Source organism: Corynebacterium sp. HMSC074C05, assembly GCF_001838325.1.
Taxonomy (GTDB): Bacteria; Actinomycetota; Actinomycetes; order Mycobacteriales; family Mycobacteriaceae; genus Corynebacterium; species Corynebacterium amycolatum.
In genome coordinates this window covers 404,784-426,225 of record NZ_KV836292.1, presented here as the reverse complement: position 1 = coordinate 426,225, position 21,442 = coordinate 404,784, and the positions used below count along the sequence as shown (strand labels likewise).

Genomic DNA, 21,442 nt, shown 5'->3' with positions numbered 1-21,442 from the left:
TAGAAAAGCGCAGCCCAACGCAGGGGTTTCGCTTTTTACCATTTTCCGCCAGCATGGGTAGAATTTCTTAATGTGAATACTGCAGATCGAAGTTTGCCCCTATCGTTTTTGCCGCTGACACCGATCAGGCGCCAGAAGCTCTATGCCCTGCTCGTATTGATTGCACAGGCGGCAATTGCGGTAACCGGTTCTATCGTCCGAGTTACTGGTTCAGGTCTCGGTTGTGCTTCGTGGCCAGAATGCCACCCAGGTAGCTTCGTTCCTGTCGCGGGGCAAGCAGAGATGCTCCATCAGGTTATTGAGTTCGGCAACCGGCTGCTCACCTTTGTGCTAGTTGCTCTGACACTTCTGCTCTTCCTTTCGGTTATGCGTGTTGGCCGCCGCAACGAAATTAAGTTGCTGGCCTTCCTCAACGGTCTCGGCGTTATCGTCCAGGCTGTTATCGGTGGCATTTCCGTTCTGGTTGACCTGAAGTGGTACGCCGTAGCCCTGCACTTCCTGCCTTCGATGATTCTGGTCTGGCTCGCGGGCATGCTTTTTATCAAGATCTCTGAGCCTGACGACGGCACTGCTACCCGTATGTACCCGCGCTATCTGCGCTATCTGGCCGCCGCCTCCGGTTTGGCCCTGACGATGACGCTGATTACCGGAACTATGGTCACCGGTGCGGGACCACATGCTGGAGATGCCTCGGTGCTCCCGGAGGATCGCCTCCAGCTTCCGATTGTTGACTTGGCGCATATCCACGCTGGTTTTATGTACCTCTACCTTGGCCTGGTTATCGGTCTGATTTTCGGGCTGCTGGCCTCGGAAGCCTTTGCACCTGTGCGTAAGGTTGCCATCGCACTCGTTGTGTTCATTTTGGCTCAGGGTGTAGTTGGAATGATTCAGTACTGGTCCGGTGTACCGGAGGCATTGGTGCCGGTTCACGTTGCCGGATCTGGTATCTGCACCGCTTTGACTGCAGTACTTTTCCAGCACGGTTACCGCACGATTGGCGGTAGCGCAGTAGTCACTGGCTCTCTTGAAGGCGATGCGGCTGCCGCCACTGTTGCTTCGGAGAAGAACGTTGAGGTTACCGCGTAGCTAGCTGCTGGTTAGCGGTTGTATTAACCACTGTGGTTACCGGCTGTTGATTACTGCTTGAACCGCCTAAACACGCGCAAATCAAAGTGCGTGTTTAGGCGGTTTTGCTGTCTGTTTGGCTTTGTGTGCTCGGATGTGTGTTTTCCCCGCGGCTAGCGGGCGTCGTGAGCGATGCTAGGAGCGGTGCGAGGGGCGGGCTGCCCACCTATTGATCCGAGTTACTGACTGCGGTTATGACAAAAATGTCCCGAAAAATGGCCTGAAAGTGTCATAAACTCGCACAGTTTCACATTTGCAGCCCGTTTGCACACACAAAAAGAGGCCCGCCCCGCAATCGGGAAGAGCCTCTTTAAACGAGCTCAGCAGATGCCCTAGAACATGCTTGAAACAGTCTGCAGTCCGAGTACAGCATCCAGCGAAAGCGCCACACACACGATGGACAAGTAGTTGTTCGACATGAAGAACAGCTTCATCGGCTTGATCTTGCCACCGGTCTTAACGTGACGGTGCAGGTCAATGGCGCCCCACAGGAACCAGGCACCAGCGCCAACCGCGCCAATCAGATAAATCCAACCAGCGTACGGAACCAACAGCAGAGTGGTAATCACGGTTGCAGCAGTGTAGTAAATAATGCGCTTGGAAACGACGATGGCCGGCTTGACCACTGGCATCATCGGCACGCCAGCGGCCTTGTAATCCTCCTTGTAGCGAAGCCCCAGCGCCCAGGTGTGCGGCGGAGTCCAGAAGAAGATGAGCAGGAACAGGATGAAAGCCTGCCACCAGTGAGCGAGCCCCGTAATCTCCGGGTTGTTGTCGGTGATGACGGCCCAGCCAACCATCACCGGCATACAACCCGCAGCGCCACCCCAGATTACGTTCTGATCAGTTCGGCGCTTCAGCCACAACGTGTAGACGAAGATGTAGAACGCAATCGTAATCAGAATGAAAACGGCGGCCAGCAGCGAGTTACATAGCAGCCACAGCCAGAGGAACGACGCAACCATCAAGATGGTGCCGAAAATTGCTGCCGCGCGACGGCTAACCTGGTTGCGCGCGAGCGGGCGCCGACGAGTGCGGCGCATCTTCTGGTCAATGTCGTAATCCATGACCATGTTGAAGGTGTGCGCTGCCGCTGCACCCATCCAACCACCGAACAGGGTGAGAAGAATCAGTCCAACGTGTACATGACCGCGATCAGCCTGAAGCATTGCGGGAATGGCCGCGACGAGCAGGAGCTCAATAATTCTTGGCTTAGTCAGTGCAATATACGCCTTGACTGTTTCCAACAAAGCAATGTCCCTTTCACGCGCCATAAACAAAGCCCCCCGTCTACAGGTAGTCGGATGCAACAGTCGGAAAGTTCCCGACGAATTTTTCCGCAAAATAAAATGAGGGGCAGGCAATCAGTTTACCGATAATCATAACGGTTCCAATAATGACCGTCGTAAAGCATGTGCGGCGCGCCCTCTGATACTTACCTTCGAGCTATTCTGCCCGGTTTAAACCGAGCGCACGTATTCCTAGTTAGTATGGAAGAGATCTTTACTCATCCATTTGGATACTAGGAGTCATTCACGTGACACTGTCGACTGAGCATGAAGCACGGGTTGTTCGCAACTACCCCTCGGACTGGTCTGACTTGGACACGAAGGCCGTAGATACGGCTCGTGTGCTGGCTGCAGATGCCGTGGAAAAGGCAGGTTCGGGACATCCCGGCACTGCTATGAGCCTCGCACCGCTGGCTTACTCTCTCTACCAGCGCGTTATGCGCCATGACCCGAAGGATACGAAGTGGATCGGCCGTGACCGTTTCATTCTCTCCTGTGGTCACACCTCTCTGACGCAGTACGTCCAGCTCTACCTCGGCGGTTTTGGCCTGGAGCTCGATGATCTGAAGGCGCTGCGTACGTGGGACGCTCTCACCCCGGGCCACCCGGAGTACGGCCACACTGACGGCGTGGAAATCACCACTGGTCCGCTGGGTCAGGGTCTGGCTTCGGCTGTCGGTTTCGCCATGGCTTCACGACGGGAACGTGGGCTGTTCGACCCGGAAGCTGCTCCGGGCGACTCTCCGTTCGACCACTACGTGTACGTCATCGCTTCTGATGGTGACGTACAGGAGGGTGTCACGGCTGAGGCTTGCTCGCTGGCCGGTACGCAGCAGCTGGGCAACCTGATTGTCTTCTGGGATGACAACGGCATCTCCATCGAGGACGACACCACTATTGCTTTCACCGAGAATGTGGCGGACCGCTACCGTGCTTACGGCTGGCAGGTCATTGAGGTCGACGGCGGCGAGGACGTCGCAGCACTCGAGGCTGCTGTCGAGGAGGCCAAGAAGGATACGGAGCGTCCGACCTTCATTCGCGTTCGCACTGTGATCGCTTACCCGGCTCCGACCAAGATGAACACCGGTGCTTCGCACGGTGCTGCTCTTGGTGGCGAGGAGATTGTCGGTATCAAGGAAGCTCTCGGCTTCGATACCGATAAGAGCTTTGACATCGCTGACGAGGTCATTGAGCACACCCGGAAGCTGGTTGAGCGCGGTGCTGAGGCTCACGCGCAGTGGCAGGTTAAGTTCGACGAGTGGGCTGCGGCCAACCCGGAGCGCAAGGCTCTGCTGGATCGTCTGACCGCCGGCGAGCTGCCAGAGGACTTCGACGCTGAGCTGCCGACGTGGGAGCCGGATGAGAAGGGTGTTGCCACCCGTAAGGCTTCTGAGGCCGCGTTGCAGGCACTGGGTAAGGCTCTGCCAGAGCTGTGGGGTGGCTCGGCTGACCTGGCTGGCTCCAATAACACTGTCCTGAAGGGTGAGCCGTCCTTCGGTCCGAAGTCCATCACCACCGGTACCTGGACCGCCGATCCGTATGGCCGTAACCTGCACTTCGGTATCCGTGAGCACGCCATGGGGTCGATTCTCAACGGCATTCTGCTCCACGGTGGGACCCGTCCGTACGGCGGCACGTTCCTTATCTTCTCGGACTACATGCGTCCGGCTGTCCGCCTCGCATCGCTGATGGGCATCTCCCCTATTTATGTCTGGACCCACGACTCCATTGGTCTGGGCGAAGACGGCCCGACGCACCAGCCTGTTGAGCAGCTGGCTTCACTGCGCGCGATCCCGGGTGTGTCCACCGTCCGTCCGGCTGATGCTAACGAGACCGCTCAGGCATGGGCCGCTGTTCTCGAAGGCGAGGCAGGCCCGAAGGCTCTGGCTCTGACCCGCCAGAACGTTCCGGTTCTGGAAGGCACGAAGGAAAAGGCTGCCGAGGGCGTCCGTCGTGGTGCATACGTGCTTGTCGACGGCTCCAAGGAGACCCCGGACGTCATTCTCATGGCTACCGGCTCGGAAGTTCACCTCGCCGTCGAAGCTGCTGACAAGCTGGCTAAGGAAGGCGTCAGCGCCCGCGTTGTCTCCGTTCCCTGTCTCGACTGGTTCGAGCAGCAGGACGAGGCCTACCGCGAGCAGGTCCTGCCGAAGGCCGTCCGCGCTCGCGTCTCGGTTGAGGCCGGTATTGCAATGCCGTGGTACCGCCATCTGGGCGACGCGGGTCGTGCTGTCTCCCTGGAGCACTTCGGCGCATCGGCTCCGTACAAGGAGCTGTTCGAGAAGTTCGGCATCACCGCAGAGGCTGTTGTCGATGCAGCCAAGGAGTCCATCGAGGCTGCTAAGTAAGTTTGTTAAACCTGGCGCTATCGGCCGCTGTCGGTACGGGATTTGTGAAAACCGAACCGAGCTCCGGTAGCGCCAGTATTGTTTGTGGCGCACAGTAGTTTAAAGACACACAGTATTTAGAGAAGTCTTTAGACAACGAAGCGGTATAGACAGAAAGGCGCTAAACACTATGGGAAACACCACGATGGAAGCACTCGCCAAAGTAGGAACCTCGGCGTGGCTCGACGATCTTTCGCGCCAGCGCCTCACCTCGGGCGATTTGAAGAATCTTATTGAAGAGCTGCGGGTTGTCGGTGTCACTACTAACCCGGCTATCTTTTCTTCGGCGATGACCGCCGGTGAGGACTACGACTCTCAGTTGGCACAGCTCACTGCAGAGGGCGCGAACCCGGCAGATGCTGTGTTCGCCATGGCAATCGACGACGTCCGCGACGCCTGCGACCTTTTCGCTGGTGTATCTGAACAAACCGACGGTGTCGATGGTCGCGTTTCCATCGAGGTCGATCCTCGCTACGCCGACAACTACGAGGCCACGATTGCGCAAGCCCGTAAGCTCTGGGAACGCGTCGGCAAGCAGAACGCGATGATTAAGATTCCAGCGACCGATGCTTCCCTGCCGGCTGTCACCCAGGCACTGTCCGAGGGCATTTCGGTAAACGTCACCCTGATTTTCTCGGTGGAGCGTTACCTGCAGGTCATCGATGCGTTTATCGAGGGAATCGAGCGTGCGAAGGACAACGGCGTGGACCTGACTTCGGTTCACTCGGTTGCGTCGCTGTTTGTTTCCCGCGTTGACACCGAAATCGATGCTCGCCTGGACAAGATTGGCTCCGAGGAGGCCCTGGCTCTGCGCGGCAAGGCCGGACTGGCGAATGCCCGTGCCGCCTACGCCAAGTTCGAGGAGACTTTCTCTGCGCAGAATATTCGCTGGGCACAGTTGGAAAACGCCGGTGCTAACCCGCAGCGCCTGCTGTGGGCTTCGACCGGTGTGAAGAACCCGGCTTACTCGGACACTCTCTACGTCACTGAGCTGGCTGCACCACAGACTGTGAACACCATGCCGGAGAAGACGCTGCGTGCTGCTGCTGGCTTCGAGGGCGAGGTTCGCGACGCCGTCAGCGGCCAGGGTGAAGCAGCCAATGCTGTGATGACTCAGCTCAGCGAGATTGGCATCGACCTGGATGACGTCTTCGCTGTCCTGGAGCGCGAGGGCGTGGAGAAGTTCGTGGACTCCTGGCAGTCCCTGCTCGAGTCGATTGCACAGCGCATGGAGCAGCTGAAGTAAGCCTTCGGCAGTGTTTTGGGTTGTCAGTTTTGCTACTTAACCCGCATTTTCAACGCTGGACATGAAAAAGCTCCCCGTACAGGGGAGCTTTTCTATTGGTGCTAGGACGCGGCGAAGGCGGGGCGCACGTCGGGCAGTGGGCGTTTCTCTTCCTTTAAGGCCCAGGCCATCACAACCGCGGAGATCACGGTGATGATTGAGGCAAAGATTGGCACAGCCGGCCAGGGAGCGCCCGGGATGGAGTCGGTCACGTCCAGCAGGTAGCTGAACAGGAAGAGCGCGACCAGTGCCAGGCCAATGGTGATCGATCCCGCACGGGAGCCCTTTGCGCCGACGACGGTGCCGATTGCGGTGCCCGCCACGGAAGACATCAGGAAGCTCAAGAAGACGCACAGAGCGGTAAGCAGGATTGTAGTGTAGTTCTGCCCAGAATCCTGAATCATGTACAGCTCCCCGTTGGTGTCCGGGAACAGGGCCGGTCCGGAGGTGACAATGAAGCTATCGAATCCCCGGTAGTAACCGGACTTATTCTGTTCGGTGACCATCGCCGCGACGATGAAGGCGGTAGCTACCAGCGATGTTCCCAAGATTGCGATGATTGCGGAGCGCACCCAGCGGGCGGTGCGCACGCCGTAGTCGCGCAGAGTGACCGAGCGCTGGGCGGTGATGAGGAAGAGGATGCCCAGCGCGATGATGCCCAGTAAGGTGTTGCCGGTGCCGCTGCCCACGAGCATGCGCCCGAAAGCCGAGTACAGGATGGCCACGGCGGCGACGCCGAGGAAGGTTTTCTTGTTGGTTGCGATGAAAGCCCCGGTGCTCATTTCTTGCTCCTTTCGATGTAGGCGGAGGTGCTAGCGAGGTCGATGAGGGCCGCGTGGTCGAGGTAGCTAACCTCAACACCGAGGGCGCGGGCATGCGCGGCGGTTGACGGGCTGAGCGCTGCAGCCAGAATCGCCTCGCAGCGCTCGCCGAGGATTTTCTTAGCGAGCACCGAGCCGGCCACCTGCGTCACGAGGTCCGCAGAGCCGCGCAGCACCGGATGGGTAGCGCGCAGCTTATCGACGTCATAGGGTCCGTACGCATCCTGCTTGTGGATGACAATCAAGGTGTCCACCAGGTCTGCGAGATCCTGGGAGTGCTGCGACGTGACCACAATGTCGGCCGATTCGGCGGCGTCGATAAGCATGCCGCGCAACATGGTGCGGTGCTCGACATCGAGGCCGTTGAAGGGTTCGTCGAAAAGCAATGCATCCTTGCCCGATGCGAGGGCGGCCGCAGCGATGAGCAGCTGGCGCTGGCCCAGGCTGAGCTTCTTGATGGGGGTGTCGCCGGGGAAATCTAGGAGGGACTCCGCGTGGGACACATCGAGTTGATCCCAGCCGGTGCGTAGGATGCGGAAATATTCGCGCGGGGTGGCGCCGAAGATTTGGGTGTCGGGTGCTGCCTTCGCCAGGGCAGCCGTAGGCATTTGCGCGAGGGTATGCAGGTAGTAGGTCTTGCCGGCGCCGTTGGGGCCAATCACGCCGTAGATGCTCATTTCTCCTCCTCCAGCATGGCGATGATGTCGTGGAGCGTAAGGCCGAGGATGGCGGCCTCCGCTTTTAACGGCTCGATGTAGGTGCGCTGGAACGCTTCACGACGCTCAGCTCGAATGCGCTCACGGGCGCCTGGGGTGACAAACATGCCGAGTCCTCTTTTCTTCTCCACGAGCCCCACCATCGACAGTTCCGTCATGGCCTTGGCAGCCGTGGTTGGGTTGACCTGATAGAACTCCGAGAGCTCCTTGGTTGAAGGGGCGCGATTTTCAGCCGCGAGCTCCCCGGACAGAATCATTGATTTCAGATCCTCGGCAATCTGGACGTAGATGGGCCGAGAATCCGCCTCCTTCGCCTGCATATCCACCTCCATGGTGTACGGGTATACCACCTATGTCATAAACCTAAAGCAGAAGAAAGGGGCCCGTCAAGGCCCCATCGAAGGAATCGGAAACGATTCCACCGGACTTTTCTCGATATGACATTATGTAAACCGTGAGTGATTCTCTGCAACGCAACGATCCGAACTCCCCTACTGCCAGTTCTCGGCACAACGGAGATGGCAGCACCAACCACCACGGATACATCAACCCGCTGCGCGACCCGCAGGATAAGCGCTTGCCGCGTATTGCGGGGCCGGGTGGCATGGTGATTTTCGGTGTGACGGGCGATCTGGCCCGAAAGAAGCTCCTTCCTGCCATTTATGACCTGGCCAACCGCGGTCTGCTCCCTGCCTCCTTCGCGCTAGTTGGCTACGGTCGTCGCGAATGGTCGAAGCAGGACTTTGAGGATTATGTGCGCACCGCAGTGGAACAGGGCGCCCGCACAGACTTCCGTGAGAGTGTCTGGCAGCGTCTGGCTGAGGGCATTCACTTTGTTACCGGTACCTTCACCGATGACGAGGCGTTCGATCGCCTGGCCGCGCAACTTGAGGAGCTCGATCGCTCCCGCGGCACCGCTGGCAACTGGGCCTACTACCTGTCCATTCCGCCAGCTAACTTCCCCGATGTCTGTCATCAGCTCGATCGGTCGGGGCTCGCGCAGTCGGGCGAGGATTATTGGCGTCGCGTGATCATTGAGAAGCCATTCGGCCACGACCTGGCCTCCGCTCAGGAACTCAACCGGATTGTGAACTCGGTCTTCCCAGAAGACGCCGTGTTCCGCATCGACCACTACCTGGGCAAGGAAACCGTCCAGAACATTTTGGCCATGCGTTTTGCCAACCAGTTGTTCGATCCGATGTGGAATTCCCACTACATTGACCACGTTCAGATCACCATGGCCGAGGACATCGGTTTGGGTGGTCGCGCCGGTTACTATGACGGTATCGGTGCGGCTCGTGACGTAATTCAGAACCACCTACTCCAGCTGCTGGCACTGGTGGCAATGGAAGAGCCCATCGCCTTTACCCCGGAAGAGCTGCAGGCGGAAAAGATTAAGGTTCTGCGTGCCGTCGAGCCAGTGCGTCCGTTTTCGAAATACACCGCACGTGGCCAGTACACCGCGGATTGGCAGGGCAGCAACTTTGTGCCGGGGCTGCGCGATGAGGAAGGATTCGACCCCGAGTCCACGACCGAGACCTACGCCGCTTGTACGCTCCAGATCAATTCTCGTCGTTGGGCCGGTGTCCCCTTCTACCTGCGCACCGGCAAGCGCCTCGGCCGTCGCGTCACTGAAATTGCGCTGGTCTTTAAGTCCGCACCGCACTTGCCTTTTGCGGAGACGATGACTGCCGCTCTCGGTCAGAACGCCATGGTGATTCGAGTCCAGCCAGACGAGGGCGTGCTCATGCGCTTCGGCTCGAAGGTTCCGGGCTCGGCCATGGAGGTGCGCGATGTCAACATGGACTTCTCCTACTCCGAGGTGTTTACCGAGCAGTCGCCAGAGGCCTACGAGCGCCTGATTCTGGATGCGCTTCTCGACGAGGCCAGCCTCTTCCCCACTAATGAGGAAGTCGAGCTGTCCTGGAAGATTCTCGACCCCATCATCGAGTACTGGGCCAAGCGCGGTCGTCCCGAGGGTTACCCCGCAGGTTCGTGGGGGCCGTCCTCCGCTGACCACATGCTTGAGCGCGACGGTCGCGCTTGGCGACGGCCATAGGTTGCCGACCTCTCAGTTCTTAAGAATTTTCTGACAGAAAGAACACTTTCATGATTGTCAATTTGCCAGACACTGACACCGCGAGCATTGCTCGTCAGTTGGTGCAGCTTCGAGAGCAGGGCGGCATCGTTACCACGGGCCGTGTCCTTACCCTGATCGTTTTGGCCAAAAGCGAAGACGACCTGGAAAACATTATTTCCACGGTCAACTCCGTTTCCCGCGAGCACCCATCCCGTGTGCTGGTATTGGTCTCTGATGATCCACGCCTGGACAATCGCCTCGACGCGGAACTCCGCGTCGGTGGAGATGCCGGTGCCGCTGAGATCGTCGTTATGCACATGTCCGGTGAGATTGGTCAGCACCACAGCTCTGTGGTGACTCCCCTGTTGCTGCCGGATACGCCGGTCGTGGCGTGGTGGCCGTCTGAGGCGCCTCAAGTCCCAGCGGCGACACCAATCGGCAGGATCGCCCAGCGCCGTATCACCGATTCGTTGTGTGACCCGAATAGTAACGCTATCTACACGCGCCGTACGGGCTACACGCCTGGCGATTCCGACCTGAGCTGGTCACGACTGACGAACTGGCGCGGTGTGTTGGCCTCGGCTTTCGACTTGCCGCCGCACTCGCCGGTGACCTCCGTGTCCATCTACGGTCCACAGGAGTCGCCATCGGTGGAGGTCGCCGCCGGCTGGTTGGCAGATCGCCTGGGGCTGCCGGTCAACCGTTACTCCACCGGGGAGAAGAAGATTCCGGTGGACAAAAAGGGCCGCGCCAAGCCACCGGTGACCTCGGTCGCGTTTGAGCGTGAAAATGGCCAGACTCTGCGCATCGATATTGAAAGCGCGACCACTGCATCGGTCACCAACGGAGAAAAGCCCCCGTTCAAGGTCGCATTGTCGCGTCCTACACGCTCCGAGTGTTTGGCAGAGGAACTGCGTCACCTCGATCACGACACTGCCTACGGACGCGCCCTGCGTGGTCTCAGCCAGATTCACACCGTAGGCATGCAGGCCCCAACGTCCACGATCACCAGCTTCGCGAACGAACCAGGAGTCTCTGACAAGTGACAACCGATAACGTCTCGAATACCGTCCCCGCCCCTCAGTACCATCGCGCCGCCGACCAGGCCGGCATCGTCGAGGCTGCACGTCAACGCTTCATCGATGCGGTTGTCGCCGTCCAGAATGGCAACGTCTCTCCGGTCACCGATGACGGTTTTGTACGCGTCGTTCTCACCGGCGGCGGCGCGGGTACTGCCCTGCTCAGTGCGCTTGCCGACGATTCTGGAGACATCGACTGGAAGCGAGTCCTGGTGTTCTTCGGAGATGAACGCTTTGTCGCTGCCGACTCGGCAGACCGCAACGCGCTGGCGGCCCGTGAGCGTCTCTTGTCCCCCGTCGGCGTTCCTGAGCAGAACATCTTCGAGTTTGCTGCTGCCGATAGCGGCGTGACCACCACGGAGGCCGCCGAAAGCTACGAAGCTATCGTTCGTCAGAAGGCTCCAAACGGCTTTGACCTGCACCTTCTTGGTATGGGCGGAGAGGGACACATCAACTCGATTTTCCCACACACCGCAGCGCTCGCTGAGCAGGAACGCTTGGTTGTGGACGTGCATAACTGTCCGAAGCCACCACCGACCCGCATCACGCTGACTATGCCGGCCATCGCCAGCTCTCAGCGTGTGTGGCTACTAGTAGCCGGTGGTGAAAAGGCCGAGGCGATTGCGGCGATCGCTCAGCAGGGCGACCCGGCGCAGTGGCCGGCGGCCGGGGTCCGCGGTGCTCAAGAGACCGTTGTCTTTGTTGACGATGCTGCGGCTGCACAGCTGTAGGCTGTCCCTGTACTCCTAAGCTCAGAAACAGCAAAATTCCCGTCGATAAGCGAAATGCTATCGACGGGAATTTTTATTACTTAAAGGCCTTCGGTGGGGCGTGCTGCGTGCAGAACCTACCAGCCGAAGGTATTGAACAGCAGCAACAGGACAATGCAGAGCAACCAGATAATCATGGTCACAATAGTGACGCGGTCAAGGTTCTTCTCCACCACAGTCGAACCGGACAGATTCGACTGCATACCGCCACCAAAGAGGCTGGACAGTCCGCCACCCTTACCCTTGTGGAGCAGGATGAACAGCGTCATCAGGATGGATGTGATGACCAGGACAATCTGAATGGCGAGGTACACGCGCACTTCCTTTTGAAACGTCGCTTCTTTAAGAACTCCAACTATACTAGCGCAATTGCTTCGCTGGCTAGGTATTCCCCAGCCGCCATTTCTAGCCGGAGTTGCGCAGTGCAGTTGCCAGACCATTCATGGTCAGCTGAATGCCCCGACGCACCTTGTCGCGGTTATCGCCAGCACGGTAGCGACGCAGCATCTCCAGCTGGATGATGTTCAGCGGCATGAGGTATGGGAAGCGCATGTCCACCGAACGCCTGAGCAGCGGGTTGTCCTCCAGCAGGTGCTTGTACCCGGTTACCTTCAGGAACATCTCCAAAGTCAGGTCGAACTCAGCCTTGATGATGCCGTAGATGCGCTCGCCGTCGGCCTTATCTTGGCACAGGCTAGCGTAAGCACGCGCCAGGTTCAGGTCAGCCTTGGACATGACCTGCGCCATGTTCGACAGCACCGAATTGAAGAACGGCCAGTCCTCGTTGAGCTGCCGGAGCTCAGCCAGGCGGGAACCGTCCTCGTCCTCGCCGATCCACTCCTGCAGTGCAGAGCCGACACCAAACCAACCCGGCACCATAGAACGCTGCTGCGACCAGGACAGTACCCACGGAATTGCGCGCAGGTCAGAAATGGTCTGGGTCTGCTTGCGTGAGGTCGGACGCGAACCGATGTTCAGGCTGCCGATCTCATCGACCGGAGTCGACGACGTGAAGAAGTCAATAAAGCCCGGGTCCTCGTGCATGAGCTTCGAGTAGGCCTCACGAGACAGGTCGGAAATCTCCGACATGATCTCATGGGCGCGAGCTGGGTTCTTCAGGTCATCGACGTCGAGCAGAGTCGACTCGATAGTTGCCGAAACCAGCGCGGCGAGGTTCCTGCGTGCCGCTGCAGGGTGACCATACTTAGCAGAGATAATCTCGCCCTGCTCGGTGATACGCACCGAACCCTGGACTGCACCCGACGGCTGCGCCAGGATTGCCTCGTAGGACGGTCCGCCACCACGGCCGACGGTACCTCCGCGACCGTGGAAGAGACGCAGGCGAATGTCGTTGGCCTTCGCGGCTGCCACGATGGCGACCTCCGCGTCGTAAAGCGCCCAGTTTGCAGCGAAGTACCCGCCGTCCTTATTGGAGTCGGAGTAGCCGAGCATGACTTCCTGCAGATCTCCGCGCGCAGAGACGTATGCCCGGTAGACCGGAATGTCCCACGCAGCACGCAGCACGTCGGCACCAGCCTGCAGGTCTTCGATGGTTTCGAACAGCGGGATGACGTCTACAGAACCGGCCGGCTGGGAGCCATTCGGTCGAATCAGGCCGACCTCTTTGAGCAGAATCATCGGCTCCAGCAGATCGGAAACCGATGTACACATCGAAATGATGCAGTGCGGTACCGCGTCGCGGCCGTACTTGCGCACCGCACGAGATGCCGCACGCATAATGCCTAGCTCGCGAGCCGTAGCTTCGGAAAGATCTGCGGAAGTCGAAACCAGCGGACGGGAGGACTGCAGTTCCTTGGTCAGCAGCTCTACCTTGTCAGCTTCCTTCAATCCCGCGTAGTTGTCCACCACACCAGCAGCGGAGAATAGCTCGGTGAGGATTTCCTCGTGAGAGTCCGAATTCTGACGGATATCAATCGAGTACAGGTGGAAACCAAATACCTCAACTGCATCCATCAGATCGCGCAGACGGTGATCGGCGATGAGATCATCGTGGCTGGAACGCAGTGAGTCGTCGATAATCGAGAGCTCTTCAAGCAAGTCCTCGGCGCTGTCATACGGAGTGAACTCCGACCAGTCGCCCTCGATGATGGACTCATCGAAGAAGTTCACCGCTGTTGCCGCCACGCGACCGCGGATACCGTGAACCGCACGACGGTACGGCTCATCTTCACGGTTTGGTACGTCATTGTGGCCCCGGCTGGCCAAGGCGACCAGATCGACGGTGACCTTAGTCAGGCGGTCACTGAGACTGAGTTCGCGCTCCAGCAGGTGCAGCTGCGAGAAATAGTGACGCAGGATGGTGCCCGCTGCTCGATCGGAGGCGTAGCGCAGTGTCTCCTCCGTCACGTATGGGTTGCCATCGTGGTCACCGCCAATCCACGAGCCCATACGAATCGTTGGGTTAGCCTGCAGCTTGTCGCCGCCGAGCTGACGCAAGTGCTTGACGACGTCCCGGTTAATCTGTGGCACAGCTTCCAGCAGAGAAAGCTGGTAGTAGCGAAGACCAACCTCGACCTCATCGCGAATATCCGGGCGGTTCATGCGAATCAGAGCCGTCTGCCACAGCGTCAGGATACGGCGGCGGATGTCGGCGTCAATCTCAGCGAGTCGGCCCGCGGTGCGTGCATTCAGCGGGGCTGCCTGGATCTCGTGGCGGCGCCGCATTGCGGCCGTGATGTGCTTCTGCACATCGAACACTGTACGACGACGAGTTTCCGTTGGGTGTGCGGTCAGAACAGGGACGACCTCAATGTGGTCCATCATGTCCGCAATAGCGCTGCCAGAAACCTTGGCGTCGCGAAGCTTCTGCCATGTTGCCTCCAGCGTGGAGTCCTGCGGCGGATCGCCAGCATCGAGCGATGCCTCGATGCCCAGCTCCTCGTGCAAATCCTCAGCGAGGTTAGCCAAAAGTGCGAAGTGCGTGAAAGCACGGATGACCGGGCTTGCCTCGGCCGGGTCTATGTCACGGAAGAGGCCGGCGAGTTTCTCGATATCGCCATCGCCACGATGGAGTTCGAAGGCTGCGCGGCGAGCATTTTCGACCAGGTTAAAGACCTCGTCGCCCTCTTGCTCGCGGATTACCTGTCCGAGAATTCGACCCAGGTGGCGAATATCCTCCCAGAGCAAGTCCTGCTGCTTCGCGGTAACGGTCGATGAGGATTGCTCATTGTTTGCAGTGTTTCGGTCAGCGTCACGATGTACTTGTTCGTTCATTGAGCACGTCCTTTTAAAATTGCCGGGCATTCAAAGTGGAAAGCCTCGGGAAATGTATTGCGCTGAATTATTGCCATTCGGTGTGTCTGGGTAGAGTCCGCCTAAAGGCAATAACCCCGAATCGGTTTTATGAGAATCAATAAAACCAATCCGGGGTCGCGCATGGCGCCTATCTTATCAGTTGATCTGATTTTATATGTAGTTAGGCGTTCTGAGCGGCATCTGCAGCAAGTGCACAGAGCTTGGCGAATGCTTCACCGTCGAGCGAAGCACCACCGACGAGGCCACCGTCGACGTCGGGCTTGCCGACGATCTCAGCGACGTTCTCGGCCTTGACGGAACCACCGTAGAGAATGCGCATCTCCTTAGCAATGTTCTCATCCGCAATTTCAGCGATGGTCTCACGGATAGCTGCACAGACCTCCTGCGCGTCTGCAGCCGATGCGACCTTACCGGTGCCGATAGCCCAGACCGGCTCGTAAGCGATGACGGTCTTGGCCAGCTCAGCGTTGGTCAGGTTAGCCAGGGAGCCCTTGACCTGAGAGACAACGTACTCAACGTGCTCTTCAGCCTCGCGAACCTCTAGCGGCTCGCCGACACAGACGATTGGGTTCATACCCTCGCGCAGTGCTGCCTTGGCCTTCTTTGCGACCAGCTCATCGTCTTCTGCGTGCATATCGCGACGCTCGGAGTGACCGACGACGACCCAAGTACAGCCGAGCTTTGCCAGCATCGAGGAGGAAATCTCGCCGGTGTAAGCGCCGGACTCGTGGACTGAGACATCCTGAGCACCGTAGGTAACGCCGAGCTTATCGCCCTCAACCAAAGTCTGGACCGAACGCAGGTCGGTAAACGGTGGGATGACGGCGACGTCAACCTTGTCGTAGTACTCCTTCGGCAGAGCGAACGCGAGTTTCTGCACCACACCGATAGCCTCGAGATGGTTCAGGTTCATCTTCCAGTTACCAGCAATAAATGGTGTACGTGCCATAGTGGTGGAATTCACTTCCCTATCAATTAGTGGATTTTTAAGCGATGAAAACCAAGTGGTGGGAATATCTTAGTCTTCCAGGACGGAGACGCCCGGCAGAGTCTTACCCTCGAGGAACTCCAGCGAAGCGCCACCGCCGGTGGAGATGTGGCTGAAACCTTCCTCGTTCAATCCCAGGGTACGTACTGCCGCTGCGGAGTCGCCGCCACCGACGACGGAGAAGCAACCGTTGTTAGTGGTGGCATCGATGATGGCCTGTGCAACCTGGCGGGTGCCAGCTGCGAAAGCCTCCATCTCGAACACGCCCATCGGGCCGTTCCAGAACACAGTCTTGGACTCAGCCAGCACCTTGCCGAATGCCTCAGCGGAAGCCGGTCCGATGTCCAGACCCATCCAGCCTTCCGGAATCTCGGTGGCGTCTACAACCTTGTTTTCAGCGTCAGCAGCGAACTTGTCGGCCACGACTACGTCGGTTGGCAGAACAATCTTGTCGCCGTAGCGGTCCAGCAAATCCTTACAGGTGTCAATCATTTCTTCCTGCAGCAGGGATGCGCCAACGGCGTAGCCCTTGGCAGCCAGGAAGGTGAAGCACATGCCGCCGCCGATGACCAGGGAGTCAACCTTCGGCGCGAGAGCCTCAATAACACCCAGCTTGTCGGAAACCTTGGAGCCGCCGAGCACGACGGTGTACGGCTTTTCCGGGGTCTCTGCAACCTTGCGCAGAACCTCAAGCTCAGCCTGAACCAGGTTGCCGGCGTAGTGCGGCAGCTTCTTCGCGACATCGAAGACGGAAGCCTGGGCGCGGTGAACAACACCGAAACCATCAGAGACAAATGCGCCGTCCGGAACAAGTGCAGCCAGTTCGGCTGCGAACTCGGCGCGCTCTGCCTCGTCCTTGGAGGTCTCGCGCGGATCGAAGCGGACGTTCTCCAACAGAAGTACATCGCCCTCGGTCAGACCATTAGCGCGCTCGTGCGCGTCCTCACCGGAGACATCACCGGCGAGCGCGACGTACTGCTCCAGACGCTCAGAGAGAGCCTCAGCGACCGGGGCCAGGGAGAACTCGGACTTAACCTCGCCCTTCGGGCGACCCAGGTGAGCCATAACAACGACCTTGGCGCCGGCGTCGACAAGAGCGGACAGAGTGGGCAGTGAAGCATCGATTCGACCCGGATCGGTGATTACGCCGTCCTTCAGCGGAACGTTAAAGTCGGAGCGGACGAGGACGTAACGGCCTTCAATACCTTCGTTGATCAGGTCTTTGACAGTCTTAACAGTCATCTCAATGAAATCCTTGTGAAAGTGTGTAAAAAACGGGCCGTGGGTGGCGTGCCCTACTCAGGCACAACCACCCCGGCCCGTTCGGGGTCTGGGATTAACCAGGTGTGTTATTAGAGGCGCTCACCGACGTAGACAGCCAGGTCGACGAGGCGGTTGGAGTAGCCCCACTCGTTGTCGTACCAGGAGACAACCTTGACCTGATCGCCGATGACCTTGGTCAGCGGTGCGTCGAAGATCGAGGAACGCGGGTCGCCCTCGATGTCCTTGGAAACGATTGGGTCCTCGTTGTAGCCCAGAACCCCCTTGAGCTCGCCCTCAGCAGCTTCCTTGATGGCAGCGTTGACGGACTCGACGGTGACCTCGTTCTTAGCAGTGAAGGTCAGGTCGGTGACAGAGCCGGTCGGGGTCGGAACACGCAGTGCGTAGCCGTCCAGCAGGCCCTTGAGCTGCGGCAGAACCAGAGCAACTGCCTTTGCAGCGCCGGTGGAGGTCGGAACAATGTTCAGAGCAGCAGCGCGAGCGCGACGCAGGTCCTTGTGCGGAGCGTCGTGCAGGCGCTGGTCACCGGTGTATGCGTGGATGGTGGTCATGAGACCGCGCTCGATGCCGAACTTGTCGTCCAGAACCTTAGCCATCGGAGCCAGGCAGTTGGTGGTGCAAGAAGCGTTCGAAATGATGTTGTGCTTCTCCGGGTCGTAGTCAGTGTGGTTGACGCCGACAACGAAAGTTGCGTCTTCGTTCTTAGCCGGAGCGGAGATGATGACCTTCTTGGCGCCAGCCTCGATGTGAGCCTTGGCAGCGTTGGCATCGGTGAAGAAACCGGTGGACTCAATGACGATGTCGACCTTGTGCTCGCCCCACGGCAGGTCCTTCGGGTCGCGCTCAGCGTATGCGGCGATGCGCTTGCCGTTGACGGTGAGGGACTCATCGTCGTAGGTGACCTCTGCGTCAAGCTTGCCCATGATGGAGTCGTACTTGAGCAGGTGAGCCAGGGTCTTGTTATCAGTGAGGTCGTTTACAGCAACGACTTCCAGGTCAGCGCCCGCAGCGAGCAAGGAGCGGAAGAAGTTGCGGCCAATGCGACCAAAACCGTTAATACCTACACGAACCGTCACAATAATCTCCTTAATGGATTGGCGAATCGATGCCACTTGTCAGGGCGCTGATTGCGCTCCAACAGGTTCACTACAGAAGTGTACGTTGGGTTTTTCATTCGCGCAGCGATGCTTTGGCGCAAAAATCCCAAATAAACGGAGATTCATCCAAATTTCCGCACCTGACTAGGCATAACAGGTGCTTTACTCGTCAACTTCTTTGTCAAAAAGTTCGTCTGTAACGACTGCAGTTGTGGGGGGAATTCCGAGTTCGTTTGCTCTTTTGTCCGCCATGGAGAGCAAACGCCGGATGCGTCCTGCGACTGCGTCTTTGGTCATTGGCGGATTGGCTAGCTGTCCAAGTTCTTCTAATGATGCCTGCTTGTGCTCGATGCGCAGCTGTCCTGCAGACACCAAGTGATCTGGTACATCGTCGCCGAGAATCTCTAGAGCGCGTTCTACTCGTGCTGCCGCAATAACGGCCGCACGAGCTGAGCGCCGCAGGTTGGCATCGTCGAAGTTTGCCAAGCGGGTGGCCGTAGCCCGCACTTCACGACGCATTCGCTGTTCTTCCCATTGCAGGCGAGTAGTCTGGGCTCCCATTCGCGTGAGGAGCGCACCAATCGCATCGCCCTCCCGGATGATAACTCGATCGCCACTGCGGGACTTATTTTCCTTGCTCTTAGCCGTAATTCCGAGCCTACGAGCACATCCCACCAATGCGAGTGCCGCTTCAGCAGAAGGAGCAGTGACTTCCAAAGCTGAGGAACGCCCCGGCTCAGTCAGTGAACCATGTGCCAAAAATGCACCCCGCCATGCAGCTTCCTGATCAATCTTCTGCCCCATGATCAGCTTGCGTGGTAGCCCACGTACGGGATGTCCTGCAGAGTCAATCAGGCCAGTTTGCCTAACGACGAGTTCCGCGCCATCGGTTACCCGCACGATGTACTTCGAGGTCTTTCGCAACCCACCGGGAGACAAGACATTGAGGCTGGCTTTGACATCGTAGAGTTCGGCCAGCATGGAGCGTAGGCGGCGTGCGACAGCGCCGGAATCCAACTCAGCCTCCAGCACAATCGAACCTGCCACCAGGTGGAGTCCTCCCGCAAAGCGGAACAGGGTCGCAATCTCCGCTGCCTGAGCGCTTTCCTGCGAAACTGACACGCGGGCTAGTTCGTCTTTGACCTTCGCCGTCAATGCCACGATGCTGTCCATCCTCATTTCATGTGTACGAGCTGGGTTTGGGCCTGGCTAATTTAGGTTTAATTAACCCCATTTGAGCTCTAGCAATAAACCTCAAGGATAGTATCCTGAACCAATCGAGTGGCAATTAGCTGATCGCCTGCTGCATCCCCGCAGGAGAATGCAGAAATACCCTCGATTGGCCGGACGCTTTAGAGGAACTGACGAAGTGCAGTAGCTAGCTTCTCCGGCGAATGCCGGCCCGTCAGAGCGCCGTAGTCGTCCACTTCTTGCACATCGGCGAAGACAACTTTCGCGTCTAGGCTGTCCGCCGCTCGCTGCAGGTATTCCCGTTCGGTATCCGCGAGCGGCGTGTTGTCGTCGACAAGCACGTAATTGAGCTTCAAGTTAGGTGCATGCTGCGTGAGCATATGGATGTGCCGTTCGGAAGAAAAACCGGCGGTCTCCCCCGGCTCGGCGACCAGATTAAGCACCACGACGGTTGTGGCATTGGTTTCTTGCAGAGCGTCCCGCAACCCGGGCACCTGAAGATGTGGCAGAACCGAAGTGAACCACGAACCCGGACCCAGCGTCACCAAGTCAGCATTGAGGATAGCTTCAATGGCCTCCTCGGATGCCGGCGGCGCCTCAGGAATCAGCCGGATTCGACGCACCTGGCCAGGCGTGGTCGCCACTGCGACCTGGCCACGGACTTGGCGCACGACGCGAGCATCCTGCTCCAGGCCAACGACTTCGGCCTCAATCTCTAACGGGATTGGCGACATGGGCACGACGCGACCTTGGATTTGCAGCAACCGGCCAATTTCGTCAAGTGCGTCGACTTCATTTCCCATCACACTGGTGAGGCCAGCAATGATCAGATTCCCAATCGCATGCCCTGCGAGTGCGCCAGTTCCGCCAAAGCGGTGCTGCAGTGTCTTTTCCCACAGATCTCCTTTTTCCGTATCTGCGGAAAGCGCGGCGAGCGCCATGCGAAGGTCTCCAGGGGGAATCTGCCCCAGCTCACGACGAAGGCGACCGGAGGATCCTCCATCGTCGGCAACTGTGACCACCGCTGTGACATGGTCCGCAACTTGACGGTCAGCTCTCAGCGTGGCAAATAGGCCATGACCGCCACCCAGACTGGTAATTGATGTCAATTTCTACACCTCCACGAAAACCGCTAATTGCGGTCAATATCGCGGTGGACGACGTTGACGTTGATCCCGGAAACTCCCTCGAGCTTCTTAGCCAGCGCCTCCGACATGGCCACACTTCGGTGATGGCCTCCGGTGCATCCCACAGCGATAGTCATAAAACCCTTGCCCTCACGGCGGTAACCGGGCAAAACCAATTCAATCAAGTTTGTGACGTTGTCCAAGAACCCCTGAGACTCCGGTTGGGACAGTACGTAGTCGGCCACTGCTTTGTTGGTACCGCGGCCCGCACGCAGCTCAGGTACCCAATAGGGGTTGGGGAGAAAACGGACGTCGAAAAGCATGTCGGCATCGCGCGGCGCACCGTGCTTAAACCCAAAGGACTCGATGGTAATCTGTTGAATCTTGCTAGCGGTATCCGACAGCTGATGCTCTAACTCACGGCGCAAATCGTGCACGCTCATGTCAGAGGTATCCACTACTAAATCCGACATGCCCTTTATGGGCAGCAGCATCTGACGTTCAGCTGCAATACCCTGTGAAAGCGTGCCATTTTCCTGCAGCGGATGTGTGCGACGGACTGAGTCGTAGCGGGCGATGAGGGTGTCGTCGTTAGCATCAAAGAAGATGACATAGGGCTGGCGCCCCTCATTGCGGAGTCCGTCGAGCACCTCCCCCAAACTGCCCGCGAATGCGCGCGAGCGAACGTCGGTGACGATAGCGAGGCGCTCTACTGGAGAGTCCGCCTCAAACGACAACTCGACCATGCGCATAATCAACTCCGGGGGCAGGTTGTCTGCGACATACCAGCCCATCTCCTCCAAGACGCTGGCGGCCGTATTGCGTCCGGAACCGGACATGCCGGTAATCAGCACAAGTGACTTTTCAGCCTGAGGGGAATAACCCGAAGTAATCATGCCATCACTCTAATACAATTCCGCCCAACCGCTC

General features: G+C 58.5%; 18 protein-coding genes. 6 read left to right on the top strand and 12 right to left on the bottom strand.

The window, feature by feature from the left end:
* Positions 1 to 72 precede the first annotated feature (72 nt).
* On the top strand, positions 73 to 1,086 hold the full coding sequence (locus tag HMPREF3042_RS08115; protein ID WP_070547102.1) for a COX15/CtaA family protein: 1,014 nt from the start codon (positions 73 to 75) through the stop codon (positions 1,084 to 1,086).
* Positions 1,087 to 1,457: 371 nt separating this feature from the next.
* On the opposite strand, the gene HMPREF3042_RS08110 is transcribed toward HMPREF3042_RS08115, so the two are convergent.
* Complete coding sequence (locus HMPREF3042_RS08110; RefSeq protein WP_070856740.1) at positions 1,458 to 2,399, bottom strand: heme o synthase; 942 nt, start codon at positions 2,397 to 2,399, stop codon at positions 1,458 to 1,460.
* A 263-nt stretch (positions 2,400 to 2,662) separates the two neighbouring features.
* Between HMPREF3042_RS08110 and tkt the strand changes: the two genes are divergently transcribed.
* Positions 2,663 to 4,762 (top strand): transketolase, encoded by a 2,100-nt coding sequence (tkt, locus tag HMPREF3042_RS08105; RefSeq protein WP_070856739.1) that lies wholly within the window; start codon positions 2,663 to 2,665, stop codon positions 4,760 to 4,762.
* Positions 4,763 to 4,931: 169 nt separating this feature from the next.
* Entirely contained in the window at positions 4,932 to 6,047 is a 1,116-nt protein-coding gene (gene tal, locus HMPREF3042_RS08100; protein ID WP_070856738.1) for a transaldolase, read from the top strand.
* Between the two features lie 101 nt (positions 6,048 to 6,148).
* Here tal and HMPREF3042_RS08095 read toward each other — a convergent pair whose 3' ends face one another.
* From HMPREF3042_RS08095 to HMPREF3042_RS08085, 3 genes are read right to left on the bottom strand one after another with little or no spacing between them, the layout of a single operon-like run.
* Entirely contained in the window at positions 6,149 to 6,868 is a 720-nt protein-coding gene (locus HMPREF3042_RS08095) for a hypothetical protein (protein WP_070856737.1), read from the bottom strand.
* Complete coding sequence (locus tag HMPREF3042_RS08090) at positions 6,865 to 7,584, bottom strand: AAA family ATPase (RefSeq protein ID WP_070856736.1); 720 nt, start codon at positions 7,582 to 7,584, stop codon at positions 6,865 to 6,867. The genes HMPREF3042_RS08095 and HMPREF3042_RS08090 overlap by 4 nt, the downstream gene beginning before the upstream one ends.
* Entirely contained in the window at positions 7,581 to 7,943 is a 363-nt protein-coding gene (locus tag HMPREF3042_RS08085) for a GntR family transcriptional regulator (RefSeq protein ID WP_070856735.1), read from the bottom strand. Before HMPREF3042_RS08085 ends, HMPREF3042_RS08090 begins: the two co-directional genes overlap by 4 nt.
* Before the next feature lie 134 nt (positions 7,944 to 8,077).
* Here HMPREF3042_RS08085 and zwf point away from each other — a divergent pair, with 134 nt between their 5' ends.
* Genes zwf through pgl form a run of 3 tightly spaced genes read left to right on the top strand, consistent with a single transcriptional unit; the run spans position 8,078 to position 11,513 of the window.
* The gene (zwf, locus tag HMPREF3042_RS08080) at positions 8,078 to 9,682 is read left to right on the top strand and encodes a glucose-6-phosphate dehydrogenase (protein ID WP_049193711.1); all 1,605 of its coding nucleotides are present in this window, start codon (positions 8,078 to 8,080) and stop codon (positions 9,680 to 9,682) included.
* 50 nt (positions 9,683 to 9,732) lie between these two features.
* A complete protein-coding gene (locus HMPREF3042_RS08075; protein ID WP_070856734.1) occupies positions 9,733 to 10,749 on the top strand; it encodes a glucose-6-phosphate dehydrogenase assembly protein OpcA in 1,017 nt (338 codons plus the stop codon).
* Positions 10,746 to 11,513, top strand: a complete 768-nt coding sequence (gene pgl / locus HMPREF3042_RS08070; protein ID WP_070856733.1) for a 6-phosphogluconolactonase — start codon at positions 10,746 to 10,748, stop codon at positions 11,511 to 11,513. The genes HMPREF3042_RS08075 and pgl overlap by 4 nt, the downstream gene beginning before the upstream one ends.
* Before the next feature lie 116 nt (positions 11,514 to 11,629).
* On the opposite strand, the gene secG is transcribed toward pgl, so the two are convergent.
* The 8 genes from secG to rapZ all read right to left on the bottom strand — a co-directional run bounded on the left by secG (position 11,630) and on the right by rapZ (position 21,408).
* A complete protein-coding gene (secG, locus tag HMPREF3042_RS08065; protein ID WP_038628976.1) occupies positions 11,630 to 11,866 on the bottom strand; it encodes a preprotein translocase subunit SecG in 237 nt (78 codons plus the stop codon).
* A 91-nt stretch (positions 11,867 to 11,957) separates the two neighbouring features.
* A complete protein-coding gene (gene ppc / locus HMPREF3042_RS08060) occupies positions 11,958 to 14,786 on the bottom strand; it encodes a phosphoenolpyruvate carboxylase (protein WP_070856732.1) in 2,829 nt (942 codons plus the stop codon).
* A 202-nt stretch (positions 14,787 to 14,988) separates the two neighbouring features.
* Positions 14,989 to 15,777: a triose-phosphate isomerase gene (gene tpiA / locus HMPREF3042_RS08055; protein WP_070856731.1), complete on the bottom strand. Its 789-nt coding sequence runs from the start codon at positions 15,775 to 15,777 to the stop codon at positions 14,989 to 14,991.
* A 69-nt stretch (positions 15,778 to 15,846) separates the two neighbouring features.
* Positions 15,847 to 17,058 (bottom strand): phosphoglycerate kinase, encoded by a 1,212-nt coding sequence (gene pgk / locus HMPREF3042_RS08050; RefSeq protein WP_070856730.1) that lies wholly within the window; start codon positions 17,056 to 17,058, stop codon positions 15,847 to 15,849.
* A gap of 110 nt (positions 17,059 to 17,168) precedes the next feature.
* Positions 17,169 to 18,173, bottom strand: coding sequence for a type I glyceraldehyde-3-phosphate dehydrogenase (gap, locus tag HMPREF3042_RS08045; RefSeq protein ID WP_049181090.1), 1,005 nt, complete (start codon positions 18,171 to 18,173; stop codon positions 17,169 to 17,171).
* Positions 18,174 to 18,356: 183 nt separating this feature from the next.
* Positions 18,357 to 19,355, bottom strand: coding sequence for a DNA-binding protein WhiA (gene whiA / locus HMPREF3042_RS08040; protein WP_038629636.1), 999 nt, complete (start codon positions 19,353 to 19,355; stop codon positions 18,357 to 18,359).
* Between the two features lie 191 nt (positions 19,356 to 19,546).
* The gene (yvcK, locus tag HMPREF3042_RS08035; protein ID WP_038628961.1) at positions 19,547 to 20,494 is read right to left on the bottom strand and encodes a gluconeogenesis factor YvcK family protein; all 948 of its coding nucleotides are present in this window, start codon (positions 20,492 to 20,494) and stop codon (positions 19,547 to 19,549) included.
* Between the two features lie 23 nt (positions 20,495 to 20,517).
* Positions 20,518 to 21,408: an RNase adapter RapZ gene (rapZ, locus tag HMPREF3042_RS08030; protein ID WP_005510809.1), complete on the bottom strand. Its 891-nt coding sequence runs from the start codon at positions 21,406 to 21,408 to the stop codon at positions 20,518 to 20,520.
* Positions 21,409 to 21,442: the final 34 nt, after the last annotated feature.

Excerpts from the sequence above, each read along its gene's own strand:
- HMPREF3042_RS08110 (WP_070856740.1), bottom strand. The coding sequence starts at position 2,399 with ATGGCGCGTGAAAGGGACATTGCTTTGTTGGAAACAGTCAAGGCGTAT.
- tal (WP_070856738.1), top strand. The coding sequence starts at position 4,932 with ATGGGAAACACCACGATGGAAGCACTCGCCAAAGTAGGAACCTCGGCG.
- HMPREF3042_RS08095 (WP_070856737.1), bottom strand. The coding sequence starts at position 6,868 with ATGAGCACCGGGGCTTTCATCGCAACCAACAAGAAAACCTTCCTCGGC.
- HMPREF3042_RS08090 (WP_070856736.1), bottom strand. The coding sequence starts at position 7,584 with ATGAGCATCTACGGCGTGATTGGCCCCAACGGCGCCGGCAAGACCTAC.
- HMPREF3042_RS08085 (WP_070856735.1), bottom strand. The coding sequence starts at position 7,943 with ATGCAGGCGAAGGAGGCGGATTCTCGGCCCATCTACGTCCAGATTGCC.
- HMPREF3042_RS08075 (WP_070856734.1), top strand. The coding sequence starts at position 9,733 with ATGATTGTCAATTTGCCAGACACTGACACCGCGAGCATTGCTCGTCAG.
- ppc (WP_070856732.1), bottom strand. The coding sequence starts at position 14,786 with ATGAACGAACAAGTACATCGTGACGCTGACCGAAACACTGCAAACAAT.
- tpiA (WP_070856731.1), bottom strand. The coding sequence starts at position 15,777 with ATGGCACGTACACCATTTATTGCTGGTAACTGGAAGATGAACCTGAAC.
- pgk (WP_070856730.1), bottom strand. The coding sequence starts at position 17,058 with ATGACTGTTAAGACTGTCAAAGACCTGATCAACGAAGGTATTGAAGGC.
- rapZ (WP_005510809.1), bottom strand. The coding sequence starts at position 21,408 with ATGATTACTTCGGGTTATTCCCCTCAGGCTGAAAAGTCACTTGTGCTG.